The 15,334-nt window shown below is 68.0% G+C and carries 14 protein-coding genes; 1 reads left to right on the top strand and 13 read right to left on the bottom strand.

The window, feature by feature from the left end; all coding sequences use genetic code 11:
* The first annotated feature begins 32 nt into the window (after window positions 1–32).
* Window positions 33–1,172, top strand: coding sequence for a bifunctional 2-methylcitrate synthase/citrate synthase (locus AC1DRO_RS19880; protein WP_476952136.1), 1,140 nt, complete (start codon window positions 33–35; stop codon window positions 1,170–1,172).
* A gap of 115 nt (window positions 1,173–1,287) precedes the next feature.
* Here AC1DRO_RS19880 and AC1DRO_RS19885 read toward each other — a convergent pair whose 3' ends face one another.
* The 13 genes from AC1DRO_RS19885 to AC1DRO_RS19945 all read right to left on the bottom strand — a co-directional run bounded on the left by AC1DRO_RS19885 (window position 1,288) and on the right by AC1DRO_RS19945 (window position 14,909).
* Complete coding sequence (locus AC1DRO_RS19885) at window positions 1,288–2,199, bottom strand: hypothetical protein (RefSeq protein WP_476952137.1); 912 nt, start codon at window positions 2,197–2,199, stop codon at window positions 1,288–1,290.
* A 163-nt stretch (window positions 2,200–2,362) separates the two neighbouring features.
* Window positions 2,363–2,845 carry an 8-oxo-dGTP diphosphatase gene (locus AC1DRO_RS19890; RefSeq protein WP_028277411.1) on the bottom strand — a complete coding sequence of 161 codons (483 nt, stop codon included), beginning with the start codon at window positions 2,843–2,845 and terminating at the stop codon, window positions 2,363–2,365.
* Window positions 2,846–2,880: 35 nt separating this feature from the next.
* Window positions 2,881–3,276, bottom strand: a complete 396-nt coding sequence (locus tag AC1DRO_RS19895) for a hypothetical protein (protein WP_476952138.1) — start codon at window positions 3,274–3,276, stop codon at window positions 2,881–2,883.
* A gap of 347 nt (window positions 3,277–3,623) precedes the next feature.
* On the bottom strand, window positions 3,624–4,127 hold the full coding sequence (locus AC1DRO_RS19900) for an RNA polymerase sigma factor (RefSeq protein ID WP_476952139.1): 504 nt from the start codon (window positions 4,125–4,127) through the stop codon (window positions 3,624–3,626).
* 128 nt (window positions 4,128–4,255) lie between these two features.
* On the bottom strand, window positions 4,256–5,287 hold the full coding sequence (gene xerD / locus AC1DRO_RS19905; protein ID WP_476952149.1) for a site-specific tyrosine recombinase XerD: 1,032 nt from the start codon (window positions 5,285–5,287) through the stop codon (window positions 4,256–4,258).
* 8 nt (window positions 5,288–5,295) lie between these two features.
* Window positions 5,296–5,958 carry an NUDIX domain-containing protein gene (locus tag AC1DRO_RS19910; RefSeq protein ID WP_476850379.1) on the bottom strand — a complete coding sequence of 221 codons (663 nt, stop codon included), beginning with the start codon at window positions 5,956–5,958 and terminating at the stop codon, window positions 5,296–5,298.
* Window positions 5,959–5,985: 27 nt separating this feature from the next.
* Complete coding sequence (locus AC1DRO_RS19915) at window positions 5,986–7,779, bottom strand: CTP synthase (protein ID WP_043436300.1); 1,794 nt, start codon at window positions 7,777–7,779, stop codon at window positions 5,986–5,988.
* A gap of 100 nt (window positions 7,780–7,879) precedes the next feature.
* Complete coding sequence (gene recN / locus AC1DRO_RS19920; RefSeq protein WP_476952140.1) at window positions 7,880–9,616, bottom strand: DNA repair protein RecN; 1,737 nt, start codon at window positions 9,614–9,616, stop codon at window positions 7,880–7,882.
* Between the two features lie 3 nt (window positions 9,617–9,619).
* Complete coding sequence (locus tag AC1DRO_RS19925) at window positions 9,620–10,657, bottom strand: NAD kinase (RefSeq protein WP_476952141.1); 1,038 nt, start codon at window positions 10,655–10,657, stop codon at window positions 9,620–9,622.
* A gap of 22 nt (window positions 10,658–10,679) precedes the next feature.
* Entirely contained in the window at window positions 10,680–11,492 is an 813-nt protein-coding gene (locus AC1DRO_RS19930) for a TlyA family RNA methyltransferase (RefSeq protein ID WP_476952142.1), read from the bottom strand.
* A complete protein-coding gene (locus tag AC1DRO_RS19935; protein ID WP_476952143.1) occupies window positions 11,489–11,842 on the bottom strand; it encodes a hypothetical protein in 354 nt (117 codons plus the stop codon). The genes AC1DRO_RS19930 and AC1DRO_RS19935 overlap by 4 nt, the downstream gene beginning before the upstream one ends.
* A gap of 9 nt (window positions 11,843–11,851) precedes the next feature.
* Window positions 11,852–12,841 (bottom strand): HAD-IIA family hydrolase, encoded by a 990-nt coding sequence (locus tag AC1DRO_RS19940; protein WP_476952144.1) that lies wholly within the window; start codon window positions 12,839–12,841, stop codon window positions 11,852–11,854.
* A gap of 4 nt (window positions 12,842–12,845) precedes the next feature.
* Window positions 12,846–14,909: a hypothetical protein gene (locus AC1DRO_RS19945; protein WP_476952145.1), complete on the bottom strand. Its 2,064-nt coding sequence runs from the start codon at window positions 14,907–14,909 to the stop codon at window positions 12,846–12,848.
* Window positions 14,910–15,334: the final 425 nt, after the last annotated feature.

The raw sequence follows: 15,334 nt of genomic DNA on the forward strand, positions 1-15,334 counted from the left end.
TATACAGGCGTTAGGAACAAAGGAGTTTCAGCATGGCTGAACAGGACATTAAGAAGGGCCTCGCCGGCGTCGTGGTGGACTACACCGCGGTTTCCAAGGTCAACCCGGACACGAACTCGCTGCTGTACCGCGGCTACCCCGTCCAGGAACTGGCTGCCAAGTGCAGCTTCGAGGAAGTCGCGTACCTGCTCTGGAACGGCGAGCTGCCCGATGCGGAGCAGCTGGCAGAGTTCACCGCCCGGGAACGCGCCGGACGTGCCCTGGATCCGGTCGTCAAACAGGTGATTGACGCGCTGCCCACCACTGCGCACCCCATGGATGTCTGCCGGACTGCCACGTCGGTGTTGGGGGCCCGGCACCCCCTCGCCGAGGACGCCTCGCGCGAAGCCAACCTGGCCAAGGCCATCGATCTGTTCGCCGCGATGCCTGCAGTGGTGGCCTACGACCAGCGGCGCCGGCACGGCCAGGACGTGGTGGAACCCCGCGAGGATCTGGGCTACGACGCCAACTTCCTCTGGATGACGTTTGGTGAGGAACCCGTCCCCGAAGTAGTCGACGCGTTCAATGTCTCCATGATTTTGTACGCCGAGCACTCCTTCAATGCCTCGACCTTCACGGCCCGGGTCATCACCTCCACGCTCTCGGACCTGCACTCTGCCGTGACCGGCGCCATCGGGGCCCTCAAGGGTTCGCTGCACGGCGGTGCCAACGAGGCCGTCATGCACACCTTTGACGAGATCGGCATCCGGCCCGAGGAGTCCCTGGAGGACGCCCACGTCCGGGCCAAGGCCTGGATGGAGGACGCCCTGGCCCACAAGAAGAAGGTCATGGGCTTCGGCCACCGCGTCTACAAGCATGGCGACTCCCGGGTGCCCACCATGAAGTCGGCGCTGGACAAGATGATTGCGCACTATGGCCGGCCGGAGCTGCTGGGCCTCTACAACGGGCTCGAGACGGCGATGGACGAGGCGAAGGGGATCAAGCCGAACCTCGACTATCCGACTGGACCCACGTACCACCTCATGGGCTTCGACACGGCCACGTTCACTCCGCTGTTCGTCGCCAGCCGCATCACGGGCTGGACGGCGCACATCATGGAGCAGCTGGATTCGAACTCCCTGATCCGCCCCCTGAGCGAGTACAACGGCGTCGAGGAACGGCACCTGGCGTAGCAGGGCTTCCTGCGGGACGCGCGGGACCGGACAGCCGGCACGGACCGGCCACCTATTCGTAGGTGGCCGGCCCGTGCTGTTTGCTGTCTGCTGTCTGCTGTCTGGGCGGAACCTGCTAGGCCTCGTGGATCTTCAGCGAGGTGAGCATGCGCTTCGCGTTCAGGTACTCCGGGGTCTGCATGTACGCCCGGGCTGCGTCCAACGAGGGGAACGTCTTGGCTCCCTTGCGCATGGGATCGTCCTCCGTGTCCCCAGGCCGAACTTCGAAAGCGTCGGCGAACGAGAACAGCGGCCACTCGGGCGGCCCGGTGACGACGTTGTAGAACATGCAAGTGGTGCCGTTCTGCCCGGCCGGGGTATCGGTTAGTCCGAAAGATGCCGTAACGCGGTCCGGTCCCTGGAGTGCCCGAAAGGCAAACCTCGGCGTGACCGAACCCTTAGCGGGCTGGTGCGGGAGATTCACTTCGACCGAATCGAGCACCGTGAAGGGAACGGCGCCCTGGCACGCGCCGCCGAGTCCACCCGACGGTCCGACGTGCAGGGACGCCACCACCACAGCGGCCTCATTCGCGACGTCAACATCAACCCCACCGGAACCCCTGGCGGCATCGGAGACACGCCAGGAGGCCGGGTAGTCGAAACTGACCTTTGAATCGGCGCTGGTGAAGGTCCGCCAGGCCCCGGCAGAAGGTGCCGCGGTTGCCGGATCGGACGTTGCGGACGACGAGGGCGCCGAGGGCGCCGAGGGCGCCGGCGTCGCACCGATCGACGACGGCGGCGTCGTCGTCGTCGTCGTCGTGAGGGCAGCGAACGGTGTCGGTGCCGTCGTTGCGGCCGTCGAGGCCGCCACGGGGGCCGGGTCCGCGGACCGCATGGTTCCAGCCACCGCGACGCCACCGGCGACGGCCGCCACGGCGAGGGCAACGACGGCGGCCGCCCACGGCCAGCGCCGGCGTGCCCCGGTGCCCCGGGACGGCTCGCCGTCCCTAGGATCCCCAACCGGAAGGTCATGATTGTTCGAGTTCATGCCGTGCCCCCAAAATATTCCGTGTGCCGCTGGCCAGTGTGGGACGCAAGTGCGTGGCTCATCTCGGCGCAATGTTCGAACCCTAGGCTACCGGCCAAGCCGCGGCATTCCCCGGCACCCCGATTTCGAGTCGCGTAATTCTGCGGCGCGGTTGCCGCGGACTTCAGCGTCGCGGGATCCGGACCGACGCGACAGTCTCGTTGTCCTCGTTGAGGACCACGACGACGTCGATCGTTTCGCCTGCCAGCGCCGGAGGCAGCCAGTGCCCCGCATCCTGCCACATCCGCTCCAGCGGCAGCGCCGCGGAGTCGAACCATTCGGGCGTGATTTCCGGGCTCTCGGCGGGTTCGCCGTGCCACCGCCGGGTGGTGAAGAGCCGGCACGACATGTTCCAGTCAGGCCGGGCCGGAAAGATGAACTCGACAACGCCGGCGTGGGCCAGGTCCTCTTGGAGCACTATGATCCCGGCTTCTTCCCAGACCTCGCGGACCACGGCCTCGGCGTCGCTCTCCCCCGGCTCCACGTGGCCGCCGATTCCCACGATTTTGCCGATGCCAAAGCCGGTCCTTTTCATGCCCAGCAGCACCTCCGTGCCGCTCTCCGCATCACGGAGCGGGAAGCAGAGAGTGACTGGCGTGAGCTTCATGTGCTCAACCCTATAGCTGCCGCAGGCTGCCGGCGCTATCCCGCGGCCGGGCCGTCGCCGACAAGCTCCGGCCTCAGTTCAACTGGTATCCCCTTATCCGCGAATTCTTTGTCCATGGCCTGCTGCGGCGTGAGGCCCTGGTTGTTCGTGGCTTGGAACTCCCAGTTGAAGACGCTGGACCACTCCTGCCGGACATCGCAGAGGAATCGGCCGTTCTGCAGTTTGGCGATCTTGAACCAGGCGTTGCCGCCATCGAGCTGGAGTGCCCGGATCCCGTCACCGGAAATGGAGTAGGCGAGCCATCCGCCGGCGCAGCCCAGCACCGTGTAGTAGCCCTGTTCGGCGGGGGCAATCGGGATGATCGCGCGCTGCTGGTCATTGCGCTGCTGGTCAATGTTGGCCGGGGTGCATGCGACCCCGCCGGTGCTCAAAGCGGCAGGACTCGCTTTCGTGGGGGCGGCAGTGGACGGGGTTGGGGACGACGGCGATGGGATGGCTGAGACAGTCGGGGCCGGGATGCCCGTCTGGGCTGGCCCGGGTGCTGTCGGCATCAGATTGCCGCCGACAACCACCGCGCCAACGATGGCTGCAGCGGCCAGTACAGTCGCGGCCGCAGCCCGCACGGCATTGCGTCGTGCCGGAGTGCGCCCTGTCAAAAGGACGACATTCGGATCCGTGGAAAATACGATTGAGCGGGCAGGGTCGCTTCCGGACTCTGCTCCCGGCGCTCCCACCCGAGGTTTTGCATCCCTCATGAGCTGTTCGATGCGGTCCATGGCTAGTCCTTCCGTTCGGTCATGAGATGTGAGGGGGCAGCTTTCGCGAACGCCCGGCGTGCCCGGTGGAGGCGAACCGCAGCGGCGGATGAAGAACATCGCAGCGTCTGCGCCAGTTCAGCGATGGTCAGCTCGTCCCAGTAGGAGAGCATGAGGACTTCGCGGTCCCGCTCCCTGAGCTGCACCAGCACCTCTGCCACTGCGGCTCGTTCTTCATCGTTTGACTCGGGGGCTTGGCTGCGGACATCGTCTTTCAGCCTTTCGACTAGTTCCTGGCGGCGACGGCGGCCCTTATACTCATTGCCGACCACATTCCGGGCCGTTGCCAACAGCCAGCCAATGCCGGGCGGTTCCGCCAGCTCCTTCTCCCAGGCAATTCTGAAGACGTCCGCGGCCAGTTCCTCGGCGCGGTGTCCGTCACTGATACGGCAGGCAATGTAGCGGTAGACCCGCGCGGAGTGCTGGGTGTGCAGATCAATGAACGCTTGCTCTTTGGCAGCCAACATGGTGGTTCCCCCGGACATCGATGACTTCTTCTTGATGTGTAAGTGTCCAGTGAACGGCATTTTCTTACACAGGGCCGCAAAAAAGTTTGCCGGAACCGGCGCGGTGCGGGGACCCGGCGGACTGTGCCTTAGCCCAGGGCGCGCGGGTGCGCGGCGGCGTAGATCTCCCGCAGCGTATCGGCCGTCACCTGGGTGTAGACCTGCGTGGTGGTCACCGAAGCGTGCCCCAGCAGTTCCTGCACCACCCGGACGTCAGCGCCGCCCTCCAGCAGGTGGGTGGCGAAGGAGTGCCGCAGAGTGTGCGGCGAAACGTCCTTGGTGATGTGGGCCTTGTCCGCCGCCGCCTTCAGAATGGTCCAGGCGCTTTGCCGGCTGATCCTGCCGCCGCGGGCGTTGAGGAACAGGGCAGGGGTGCCCTTGCCCTTGGCGGCCAGCAGGGGCCGGCCGCGGACGAGGTAGGCGTCCAGGGCTCGTGCCCCATAGGATCCGAGCGGGACGAGGCGTTCCTTGGAGCCCTTGCCGAAGAGCCTGACGATCGCGGGCCCGTCGCCGGCATCGGACCCGCCGGAGGTATGCAGGGAAATGTCGTCAACGTCCAGGCCCACGGCTTCGCTGATGCGGGCACCGGTGGAATAGAGGAATTCGAGCAGCGCGCGGTCGCGCAGGCCGGTTGCCGTGTCCGTGCCGGCCGCCTCGAGGATCCGGGTGACCTCGTCGACGCTGATGGCCTTGGGCAGCCGCTTGCCGGGCATGGGCGGGTGGACGTCGCTGGCCGGGTCGGTGGACGTGATGCCTTCGAGGGCCCAGAACTTGTGGAGCCCGCGCACAGCCACCACCGTCCGGGCCGCCGAGCGGATGCCCAGGGCCGAGCCGCCGTCGGACCCGTCGGAGAGCGCCTGAACGAAGGCTGTGACGTCGTGCCGGGTGATCTCCGCGGGGCGTTCCCGGCCCGCGTGGGCCAGATGCCTGGCGTAGCGGGCCAGGTCCCGCCGGTAGGCGGAGAGGGTGTTGGCCGCGAGGCCCCGCTCCACGCCCATGTGCTGCAGGTAGTCAGTGATTGCGCGGTCGATCGCCGTCAACGCCCTGGCGGGCGGGCGCTCAGGAGCGGCTGGCTGCGCCGGGGCCGGACGTTGCGCCGGGGCCGGCGGTTCGGCGATCAGCGGTTCCACTAGCGCTGGCTGGGATGGGCGGGCCAGGGCGCGTCGGCCGGGCGGAGGCTTTCGAAGTTGCCCGCGCGGGCGGCGGCAGCAGCCAGGACGCCGACGACGGCGGACGGGTTGTGGAGGCGGCCGTCAAGGACCGCCTGGACGGCCTCGTCCAGCGGGGTCCAGCGCAGTTCGATTTCGGCTTCCTCGTCTGTGCGGACGTGCCGCTCATGTCCCGGCACCTCACTCAGGCCGCGGGCCAGGTAGATGCGGATGGCCTCGCTGGAGGAGCCCGGGGAGTTGAAGAAGTCCGCCAGCACGTTCCAGCGGTCCGCGACGAGGTCCGCTTCCTCGGCCAGTTCGCGGGCGGCCCCGACGACGAAGTCCTCCCCTTCGACGTCCAGCAGCCCGGCCGGGATCTCCCAGAGATCCATGCCGACCGGGTGCCGGTACTGCCGGAGCAGCAGCACGTCGCCGTCGTCGTTCATCGGGAGAACCGCCACCGCGCCGGGATGGTCGATATAGTCCCGGACCAGGGTGTCGCCGTCGTCGTTGAGCTGGAAACTGTCGCTGACGACGTCCCAGATCCTGCCCTCGTACACCTTCCGGGACGACAAAAGACGGCGCGGGCTCGGCTCATCCGAAACCTGCCGTGCAGCATTGGGGGTCTCAGACATACCGGGCATCGCGCCGTCCTTTGATTCAGTTGGAAATTACTTGGACACTGCTGCCGACGAGGGCTTGGGCGCAGGTGCCGGGGCATCGGCCTTTGCACTCGGGCTGCTGCTGGCAGCGGGCGCGGCGTCGCCGGCCCGCTGGTGGCCAAGGGCAGCCTCAATCAGGCCCGCGAACAGCGGGTGCGGGCGCGTGGGCCGCGAGCTGAGCTCGGGGTGCGCCTGCGTGGCCACGTAGTACGGGTGGACGTCGCGGGGAAGTTCCACGAACTCGACCAGCTTGCCGTCGGGCGACGTTCCGGAGAACGACAGGCCCTTGGCGGCGATCTGATCGCGGTACTTGTTGTTGACCTCGTAGCGGTGGCGGTGCCGTTCGCTGACCTTGGTGGCGCCGTAGGTCTCGGCGACGACGGAGCCTTCGTCGAGCTTGGCCTCGTACAGGCCCAGGCGCATGGTGCCGCCGAGGTCGCCCTTGCCGTCAACGATGTCCAGCTGCTCTTCCATCGTGGCGATGACGGGGTACTTGGAGTCCGGCTCGAACTCGGACGAGGACGCTCCCTCGAGGCCGACTACGTTGCGGGCGTACTCGATCACCATGCACTGCAGGCCCAGGCACAGGCCCAGGACCGGGAGCTTGGTTTCGCGGGCGTACTTCAGGGCGCCGAGTTTGCCTTCCAGGCCGCGGATGCCGAAGCCGCCCGGAACGCAGATGGCGTCGACGCCGGCCAGGGACTGCACGGCACCCTCGCGGGTTTCGCATTCGTCCGAGGGGACCCAGCGGATCTTGACCTTGGTGTCGTTGGCGAAGCCGCCGGCGCGCAGGGCCTCCGTGACGGACAGGTAGGCGTCCGGCAGGTCGATGTACTTGCCCACGAGCGCGATTTCAACTTCGTGCTTCGGGTTGTGGACGGCGTCGAGCAGCTTGTCCCAGCTGGTCCAGTCCACATCCTTGAACGGCAGGTCCAGGGCGCGGACGATATACGAATCCAGGCCCTGGGAGTGCAGGGTCTTCGGGATGTCGTAGATGCTCGGTGCGTCCGGGCAGCCGATCACGGCGTCGATGTCGACGTCGCACATGCGGCCGATCTTGTCGCGCATCGGCTGCGGGACTTCGCGGTCGGACCGGATCACGATTGCCTCGGGCTGGATGCCGATGGAGCGCAGCGCGGCAACGGAGTGCTGCGTCGGCTTGGTCTTCAGCTCCTGCGACGGGCCGATGTACGGCACGAGGGACACGTGGAGGAAGAACACATTTCCGCGGCCGATGTCCTGGCGGACCTGGCGGGCGGATTCGAGGAACGGCTGGGACTCGATGTCGCCCACCGTGCCGCCGATTTCGGTGATGATGACGTCGGGGGCGTTCTTGCCCTCGGCGGGAAGCCGCATGCGCCGCTTGATCTCATCGGTGATGTGCGGGATGACCTGGACGGTGTCGCCGAGGTATTCGCCGCGGCGTTCCTTCGCGATGACGGTCGAGTAGACCTGGCCGGTTGTGACGTTGGCCGATCCTTCGAGGTTTTCATCGAGGAAGCGCTCATAGTGGCCGATGTCCAGGTCCGTCTCGGCGCCGTCGTCAGTGACGAAGACTTCGCCGTGCTGGAAGGGGTTCATCGTGCCCGGATCCACGTTCAGATAAGGATCGAGCTTTTGCATTGTTACAGACAGACCGCGTGCCCGCAGGAGGTGGCCGAGGCTCGAAGCCGTCAGTCCCTTACCGAGCGAGGACGCTACACCACCGGTGACGAAGATGTGTTTGGTCGTCTTGGACGAGCCCGGAAACCGGGAATTTACACGAGAGTTTGATCGCTGCACCACGGGGTTTGAGCTTATCATCAATTCGGCCTTCCACGGGTTCCTTGGCGGGATCCCGATGTGATTGTTGTCCTGGCAGCGGTCCCCGCGGGAGTCCCTGCGGAGGTCCTTTCGGGCCCGCCTAGCTTTGCGGGAGGAGTTTGGCGTCGTCCAGCAGCTCCTGGGCGTGGGCCTGGGCCGATTCGGAGTCCTCCTGGCCGGCCAGCATGCGGGCCAGTTCGCGGACCCGCTCGGCCTCGTCCAGCAGCTGCACGTCGCTGGAGGTGAAGCCGGTGGAGGTAGCCCCGTCAGCACCCCGCACGGAGGTCTTGGTGACCCTGATGTGCTGGTTCGCGAACGCGGCCACCTGCGGCAGGTGGGTCACCACGAGGACCTGGACGTGCTGGGCCAGCATCGCCAGCCGGCGCCCGATCTCGACGGCGGCACGGCCGCCTACGCCGGCGTCGACCTCGTCGAAGACAAACGTCGGGACGGGATCGACGGCGGCAAGCACCACCTCAATGGCGAGCATGACGCGGGAGAGTTCACCGCCCGAGGCGCCTTTGCCCAGCGGCCGGGTCGGCGCGCCGGAGTGCGGCTGAAGCAGGAAGGAGATCTCGTCGGCCCCGAACGGTCCGAGCTGGCCTGCGGGCTCCACATTGATGACCAGGGTGGCATCGGCCATGGCCAGCGCCGTGAGCTCCGCGCTGACCCGCGCGGAGAGGTCCTTGGCGGCCTTGGTGCGGGCCTTGCTGATCCCGGCGGCCTTCTTCCGGAGCTCGGATTCGGCCCGGGCGACCTCGGCGTCCAGCGCTTCGATCCGGGTGGAGTCGTCCTGGAGTTCCTCGTGCCGGGCCCGGGCGGCCTCCGCCCAGACCAGCACCTCGTCAATGCTCGGCGCGTACTTGCGGACCAGCTTGGCCAGCGCCGCCCGGCGGTCCTCGATTTCGGCGAGCCGTTCCGGGCCCTCCGTGTCAAGGGCGGCCTGGTAGCTGGCGAGTTCAGCGGCGATGTCGTTGAGCAGGAAACCGACCTCGGCCAGGCGTGCCGCGGCGGAGCCCAGCTCCCCGTCGTGTTCGGCAACGTGCTCCAGGGTGCGTTTGGCAGCGTCCACGAGGGTGGTCGCGTCGGCTTCTTCACCGAAGTCCTCTGCGATGAGCGCCTGGTGGGCGGTGCTGGCCGCGATCCGCAATTCCTCGACGTTGGCCAGTTTCACGGCCTCGGCCTTGAGGGCCTCGTCCTCCCCCGGCTGCGGGTCCACGGCGTCGATCTCGGCCAGGGCTACGTGCAGCGACTCGGCCTCGCGGAGGCGTTCACGCGCGGCACTGCGCAAGGAGTCCAGCTCGCCCTGGCTGGCATGCCAGTGCGCGTAGAGGTCCTGATAGGCGGCAAGCGCGCCGGCAAGGCTCTCGCCGGCGAATTTGTCCAGGGCTCCGCGTTGCGCCACCGGGCTCTTGAGCCGGATCTGGTCCGACTGTCCGTGCACCACCACGAGGGTTTCGCCGATTTCGGCCAGCACCCCCACCGGCGCGGCGCGTCCGCCCAGATAGGCCCGGCTACGGCCGTCGGCCCCGACGCTGCGGGCCAGCAGGAGTTCCACACCGCCGTCGAACTCCTCCACCTCGGCCCCGGCTTCCCTGGACCGCGCGACGGCAGCGTGGCCGGCGTCGAGCTTCAGCACGGCCTCCGCCGAGGCGCTCTTCGCGCCGCTGCGGACGGCGCCGGCGTCGGACCTGGCACCGAGGAGCAGCCCGACGGCGGTCACCACCATGGTCTTGCCGGCACCGGTTTCACCGGTCACCACGCTGAGGCCCGGGCCCAGCGGCAGGGTGGCGTCGGTGATGACGCCGAGGTCGCGGATACGCAGTTCTTCAAGCATGGTTCACTTCTCGGTTGTGGGATCTGTCGAGGGGTCGGGCACGTCGGCAGTTCCCTCGTGGCGCGGCGAGGGAAGCGGCGGCATGGGACGGGGCGTGCGGATGATCGGGAGGGGGCCGGTGTGGATGGCCCGGGTTTGGGGCACGGGGCCGCGCCAGCCCTGGATGGGGAGCTGGAATTTGCGCACGAGCCTGCCGGAGAAGGGGGTCTGGTGCGTCCTGGCCAGACGCACCGGCGTTGCGGAGCGGGTCACTTCGACGCGGGCGCCGGGCGGCAGATCCACCGAGCGGCGGCCGTCGCACCAGAGGACGCCCTGGGCGTCGGTGCGGTTCAGGATCTCGACGGCGAGCCGGGACCGCGGCGAAACCACGAGCGGCTTCGCGAAGAGGGCATGGGCGCTGATCGGCACGATCAGGAGGGCCTCGACTTCGGGCCACACCACGGGACCGCCGGCGGAAAACGCGTAGGCCGTGGAGCCTGTGGGCGTGGCCAGGACCACCCCGTCGCAGCCGAATGAGGTCAGGGGGCGTTCGTCGACTTCGGTGACCACCTCCAGCATCCGTTCCCGGTTGCCCTTTTCGATCGCGGCCTCATTCAGGGCCCAGGTGTGCCAGATCTTCTGGCCGCGGACCCAGACCTGGACGTCGATCGTCATGCGCTCCTCCACCGTGTAGTCACGGCTGGCGATCCACTCGACGGTCTGGGCGAGGTCGGCCCGTTCGCTCTCGGCCAGGAACCCCACGTGGCCAAGGTTCACCCCAAGCAGCGGCACGTCGACTTCGCGGACCAGTTCGGCAGCCCGGAGGATGGTGCCGTCCCCGCCGAGCACCATGACAAGTTCCACCTCGGGCAGCTTCACGTGGTCGTGAAGGACCTCGACCGGGTGGTCGAGCCGGCCGAAGAAGCGGACCATGTCCCCGAGCTCGTTCTCCTGCAGCACGGGGACGAGCCCGGATTCGTGCAGCAGCGCACAGGCTTCCCAGGCAGCCTTGAGGGACTCCTCGCGCCCTGTGTGGGCCAGGATCAGGACACGCCTGCTCATCAGGTTCCGCCTTCTGGTGGTACTAGTGGTTCGGCCAGATTGTTCCGAGCAACGCAGCAACAGCTGCGTCCCGCTCCTCGATCTTAGGCGGGACTTCCGACATCGCGCGTTTTATCCACAGGAAGTATTCGACATTGCCGTCCTGGCCCGGCAGCGGGCTCTGGGCGAGGCCTGACAAGACCAGGCCCGCGTCCACGGCGGCGGCAGCCACCTTGCCCACGGCGAGCCGGCGTTCGCGTTCCGAGGTGACAACGCCGGTCCGGCCCAGCCGGTCCTTGCCGATCTCGAACTGTGGCTTGACCATGAGGACGAGGTCGCCGCCGGGCAGGGTGCAGGCCGCGAGTGGCGCCACCACAAGCGTCAGCGAGATGAAGGACAGGTCAGCCACCGTCAGAGCGGCCGGTCCGCCGATTTCCGCGGCCGCCATGTAGCGGACGTTGAGGCCTTCGTGCACGGAAACCCTGGAGTCATTCCGGATTTCCGGCACCAGCTGGCCGTGCCCCACGTCGACGGCCACCACGTGGGCAGCACCGCGCCGAAGCAGCACGTCCGTGAACCCGCCGGTGGAGGCGCCGGCGTCGAGGCACCGTTTGCCTGCGACGTCGACGGCGGGAAAGGCATCCAGCGCGCCGGCCAGTTTGTGCCCGGCGCGGCTGACGTAGCCGTCCTCGGCCGAGGCCGTGACGTCCAGCGCTGCGTCGTCCGGGACCTGCAGGGACGCCTTGGCGAGGACCTCGCCGCCATAGCTCACCTTGCCCTCGGCAATGAGCCGGGCGGCATGGGTCCGGGACCTGGCGAGCCCCCGGCTGACGAGTGCCTGGTCTAGCCGGCTCACGATCCCCCGTTCCCCGCGGCATGGATGCGGCGCGCCACGCCGGCGTGTCCGGCCACGTCTTCGTTCAGGGCCTCCAGCAGGGCGTCATGCATGCCCGCATAGACTTCGCCGTGCCCGGACACAGGCATTTGCTGCACGGCCCCGAGGCGGTCCAGGACAGCATTGACGGCCGGATCCAGGACTGCTGCCGTATGTTCTGGTGCCGCGTGTTCTGGTGCGGCGTGCCCGGACAGCTCCGCGGGGAGCTGCTGCGACGGCAGCTCGGGCCAGGCGACGTCGGCCGCAGGGGTCGGCGCCTCAGCCGGCTGTTCGTCTGGGGCCTGGTCCAGTCCCTGGTGTAGCTCGCTCATGTGTCCAGCCTAGTGATCGGACCACTCGAGGACCGGAGCCAGTGCGCTGGTCGTCTCGGGGTTTGCGGCCCACCAGGCCGAACAGGCGGCTCGCCACGAATCGAGGTCGGCGGGGTCGCCGCTGATGTGGACCGACTGCCCCCGCACGATCGCCGTGGCCGTGCCGCTGCGGAACCGCCCGGCGTCGTGCTCTACGGCGGGGTATGGCGCGTACAGGCCGGTCAGGTCATTGATGAGGAAATCGGGACGCTCCACAGAGCGTGCCGCGAGGATCGATTCCCTTGTGTCCACTCCGGTCAGCACAGCGACGGTGGCGAAACCGGCGTTGTTGCCGCCCAGGATGTCGGTGTCCAGGCGGTCACCTACGACCAGCGGCCGGTCCGCCGCCAGCCGCTTGGCGGCAGTGTGGAACAGTGGGGCTTCGGGTTTGCCGGCCACGATCGGGCTCTTGCCGGTCGCGGCTGCCACGGCGGCCACGAGCGTCCCGTTACCGGGGGCGATTCCACGCGCCTGGGGAATGGACCAGTCCGTGTTGGTGGCCACCCACAGGGCGCCGCCGGCGACGACGTACGACGCCTCGGCGAGGTCCTTCCAGCCAAGTTCCGGACTAAAGCCCTGCACGACGGCGACGGGGTCTCCCTCCGCGCCGCGGACGGGAACCAGGCCGACCAGTTCAATTTCCTGGGCAAGGGCGGCGCTGCCCGTGATGAGCACGTGCGCCCCGGCCGGCAGCATCGACGCCAGCAGCGCTGCCGCCGCCTGCGAGGAACTCACCACCTGGTGGTCCTCGGCGGGGGCGCCGAGATCGCGCAGGTGTTGGGCCACCTGTGCCGGGGAACGGGATGCGTTGTTGGTGACGTAGCCCAGCCCGACGCCCACCCCGGCCAGCCGGCGCAGCGACTCGACGGCCCCGGGAATGGCGTTGGGCCCTGCATAGACAACGCCGTCAAGATCGGAGAGCAGGGCATCAAAGGTGGAGATCAGGGCGGTACCCGTCATGCGATTAGTCCTCCACACTTTCGTGCTGGGCCCGCTCTGAGTCAGCGGAGAGTTCCTGGTCCGCGTCATCGTTCAGTTCCAGGTCGGACTCGGCGATCGCTTCGTCATCAGCTTCGTGATCAGCTTCGTCGAGCACGTCGGATTCCACTGAATCCAGGTCGGACTCGGGGTCGTCAGACTCGAAGTAGTCGGCTTCGGCGTCGTCGCTGGCGAGCTCATCGCCCGCGTTCAAGCCGGCCACACCGGCTGCGGCGCCGGTGGCCTCTGCCGCGGCAGCGGCACCTGCGGCACGCGGTGCGCGCTCTTCGGTTCCGGCGTGCGTGTCGGCATGCTCCTGCGCCCGGAGGCGGCGCTGCCGTTCCTCCTCGCGGGCTTCTTCTTCCTCGTCCCAGCCGAGATCGATGATGTCGGGTTCCTCGTCAGCCCCGAGGCCCAGCGCGTTTTCTGCCACAGTGGCCTGGCGTTGCCATTTGGTGGCTTCGGCAGCGCGGCCAGCTGCCGTCAGCGCGTCAGCATAGGCACGGAACAGCCGGGGGCTGTAGGAAAAGGCGCGGTTGATGTCCAGCTGCGGGATTTCCAGTTCGGAAACCGCGGCGTCGAGCTGCCCGAGGTCGGTGCGGGCACCGGCTGCAACGATGGCCAGTTCCACCTTGCCGGGGGCGTCGAGATCCTTGGCTTCGTCGGACCGGGCCATGTCCAGTGCACGGTCCGGGCGGCCAAGGCCGCGTTCGCAGTCGGCCATGACCGGCAGGTGCATGTTGGAGCCACTGATCCGGCGGTAGGTCCGGAATTCCCGAAGGGCTTCACCATAGTGGCCGGCTGCGTAGGCGGTCAGGCCGACAGCTTCGCGGACGGACGCGAGGCGTCCGCCACGGCGGCTGGCTGCCAGGGCATGCTGGAAGGCAAGCTCAGGTTCCTCGTCCAGGAGCCGCCCGGCCATGACGAGGTGGCGGGCCACCCATTCGGCGCTGGTGCCTTCGAGGGTCTTGATCTGGTGCTGCGTGGCACGGTCAAGCTCCTTGCCCGTGACGTCCTCGTCGATCTGGGGTGAACGCTCCCGGTCGGGGCGGTTGGCGCTGCGGAGGTCGCGGGCATTGGGCACGCGAACCGGACGGTCCTCGGGGCGGTCGCGTCCGTACTGGCGCGGGCCTGAGTCGCCACGGTCGAAGCCCCGTGCGGGACGGTCCTCGCGGGTGCCAAAGGGCTTGCGGTTCTCGCCGCTGCTGTACGGCTTGCGGTCACGGTCGCCACCGCCGCCGAAGCTGCGCTGTCCTCCGCCCTCACGCGGGGCACGATCGCCATAGGGCTTACGGTCACGGTCGCCGCCGCTGTACGGCTTGCGGTCACCATAGGACGGACGGCTGTCGCCACCAAAGCTGCGCTGACCCCCACCTTCACGCGGGGCACGGTCACCATAGGGCTTACGGTCACGGTCGCCGCCGCTGTACGGCTTACGGTCACCAGAGGACGGGCGGCTGTCGCCACCAAAGCTGCGCTGACCCCCAGCTTCACGCGGAGCACGATCGCCATAAGGCTTACGGTCACGGTCGCCGCCGCTGTACGGCTTACGGTCACCATAGGACGGACGGCTGTCGCCACCAAAGCTGCGCTGACCCCCGCCCTCACGCGGGGCACGGTCACCATACGGCTTACGCTCACCGCCACCGCCGAAGCCGCGCTGATCCCCGCCTTCACGCGGGGCACGGTCACCATAGGGCTTACGGTCACCGCCGCCGCTGTACGGCTTGCGGTCACCATAGGACGGGCGGCTGTCGCCACCAAAGCTGCGCTGTCCCCCGCCTTCACGCGGGGCACGATCACCATAAGGCTTACGCTCACCGCCGCCACTGTACGGCCTACGCTCGCTGTTTCCGAAGCCGCGCTGGTCCCCGCCCTCACGCGGAGCACGATCGCCATAAGGCTTACGGTCACGGTCTTCCCTGGAACGGAATCCGCGGGGATCGCCGCCAGAGTTGCTGGTGCCGCGGAAAGGGGCTCCATCGGAACTGCGTCCGCCAGAGTTGCCGTGGGCCTTGCCGCCGCGGTTGCCATCATTGTGCTCAGCCATGCTGGGGTCCTCCTGTTGTGAGCTGACCACTGGCGCAATCGCAGCCGCTCTGTTCCGTGTTTCGTTTCCTACGCAACCCGAAATCAAGCGCTTCGAAGTCCGTACATCTCCCCCAATTCTAGGCGAGCAACCCGCCACCGGCTAACGGCACCAGGTCAACGGGGGCCCGCGGTGGGAAGTCTCACAACCTCCTGCGGCACTTCTGTCGGCGGCCGCCGGCCGGCGGGCAGCTCCCTGATCCAGGGGCGGCTGACGGCGGCTGTGGCGTTGTTCCCCGACGCTCCCTCACGTTTGGCGGGGTGTGGCGGGATGCTCCCGCAGGTGTTGCGGGGACCCCGGGCTGAATGACGGGTTAAATGCGGGAGGACCCCCACCTGGTGGTGGGGGACCTCGACCGTTAATGGTGTTCCGGCGGTGACCTACTC

The organism is Arthrobacter sp. P4_F11 (assembly GCF_056401395.1).